1 protein-coding gene is annotated in these 2,111 nt (G+C 71.5%); it reads left to right on the top strand.

Annotated features, from left to right (window positions below):
* Nucleotides 1–2,111, top strand: a 2,111-nt coding sequence (locus ACFYW1_RS38965) for a zinc-binding dehydrogenase (RefSeq protein ID WP_389004574.1), incomplete at both ends; no start/stop codon positions are given.

The raw sequence follows: 2,111 nt of genomic DNA, 5'->3' as shown, positions 1-2,111 counted from the left end.
CCCATCCACATCCCCTTCACCTGGCACAACATCACCCTCCACACCACCCACCCCACCACCCTCCGCGCCCACCTCACCACCACCACACCCACCACCATGGAGATCACCCTCACGGATCTCACCGGTGCGCCGGTCGCCCACATCGGGGAGCTGGTCACCCGGCCGGTCACGATGAAGCAGCTCGCCGCGGCCACCCGGCCCGGCGCCGCCGCCGGACTCCATGTCGTGGAATGGGTTCCGTCGCCGCTGCCCGACTCCCCCGCCCCCCTGGGGCCGGTGAGCGTGATCGGGCCGGACCCGCTGGGCCTGTACGACATGGTGCGGGGCGCGGCCGACGGGGCGGAGTCCTGCACCGCGTACGCCACCCTCGCCGCTCTGCGCGACGCGATCGACGACGGTGCCTCCGTACCGGCGCACGTGCTGGTCACCTGCACCAGTGACGGCAACGGTGAGGGAGCGGGAAGAGGAGAGGGAGAGGGAGACAGTCACCAGGACGTACCCGAAGCCGTGCGTGCGGTGCTCCTGCGGACGACCGCGTGTGTTCAGGAGTGGCTGGCCGACGAGCGGTTCGCGGATGCGCAGCTCGTGGTCGTCACCCACAACGCGGTCGCCACACGTCCCGGTCCGGAGATCCGGGACCTGGCCGCCGCGCCCGTGTGGGGGCTGATCCGCTCCGCGCGCGCGGAGAATCCGGATCGTTTCGCGCTGCTCGACCTGGACGACTCCGTATCCTCCGGAGCAGCCCCCTCCGCTCCGTCCGATGAGCCGTCCGATGAGCCGTTCGACGAACTGTCCGCCCCGCTGTCCGACGCGCGGCCCGCCGTACTGCCCGGCATCCTGTCCGCGCGGCTTCCCGAGGCGGCGGTGCGGGACGGCGGGGTCCATGTGCCTCGGCTGGCCCGGGCCGCGGATGCTTCCGGTGTGCTGGTGCCGCCCGCCGACTGTGCCTCATGGCGTCTGGACGTCACCAGCAAGGGCACGCTCGGCAACCTCGGTCTGCTTCCCCACCCCGAGGGCGAGCGTCCCCTCGAAGCCCATGAGATACGGGTGGCCATGCGGGCGGGCGGTCTCAACTTCCGTGACGTGATGGTCGGCCTGGGCATGTATCCGGGGGACGACGCCCGGATCGGCGGCGAGGGCTCGGGCGTGGTGCTGGAGGTCGGCCCCGATGTGACGTCGGTGGCCGTCGGCGACCGCGTCATGGGCCTGTTCCCGTCCGGTGGCCTCGGTCCGGTCGGTGTCACCGACCACCGCTGGGTGGCCAGGATTCCCCGGGGGCTGACGTTCAACGAGGCCGCCGTGCTCCCCGTCGTCTTCCTCACGGCGTATTACGGGCTGGTGGACCTGGCGGGGCTGCGGGCCGGGGAACGGCTGCTGGTCCATTCGGCGGCCGGCGGCGTGGGCATGGCCGCCCTCCAGATCGCCCGCCACCTGGGCGCCGAGGTCTACGGCACCGCCAGCCCCGGCAAATGGGACACCCTGCGCAAGCTCGGCTTCGACGACACCCACCTGGCCAACTCCCGCACCACCGACTTCGAGACACAGTTCCTCACCACCACCGACGGCCACGGCATGGACGTCGTCCTCGACTCCCTCGCCAAGGAATTCGTCGACGCCTCCCTGCGCCTCCTCCCCCACGGCGGCCGCTTCCTGGAGATCGGCAAGACCGACATCCGGGATGCCGAGGAGGTAGCCGAGGAGTACCCGGGCGTGGCGTACCGGGCGTTCGACCTGATGGAGGCCGAACCCGACCGCATCCAGGAGATATGGGCCGACCTCGTGACGCTGTTCGAGGCCGGGACGCTGACGCCGCCGCCGATCACCGCATGGGACATCAGCCACGCGCCGGACGCCCTGCGCTACCTCAGCCAGGCCCAGCAGACGGGCAAGACCCTGCTGACCCTGCCGCGTGGGCTGGACCCCGAGGGAACCGTCCTGATCACCGGAGCCACCGGCACCCTCGGCAGCCTCCTGGCCCGCCACCTCGTCACCCACCACCACGCCCGCCACCTCCTACTCACCAGCCGCAGCGGACCCCACGCCCCCGGCGCCACCCAACTCACCGACGAACTCACCAACCTCGGCGCCACCATCACCCTCACCGCCTGCGA

Source organism: Streptomyces sp. NPDC002669, from assembly GCF_042889165.1.
In the GTDB taxonomy this organism is placed as follows: Bacteria; Actinomycetota; Actinomycetes; order Streptomycetales; family Streptomycetaceae; genus Streptomyces.
The sequence above is the reverse complement of the archived record's forward strand: the minus strand, read 5'-3'. Positions and strand labels throughout refer to the sequence as shown.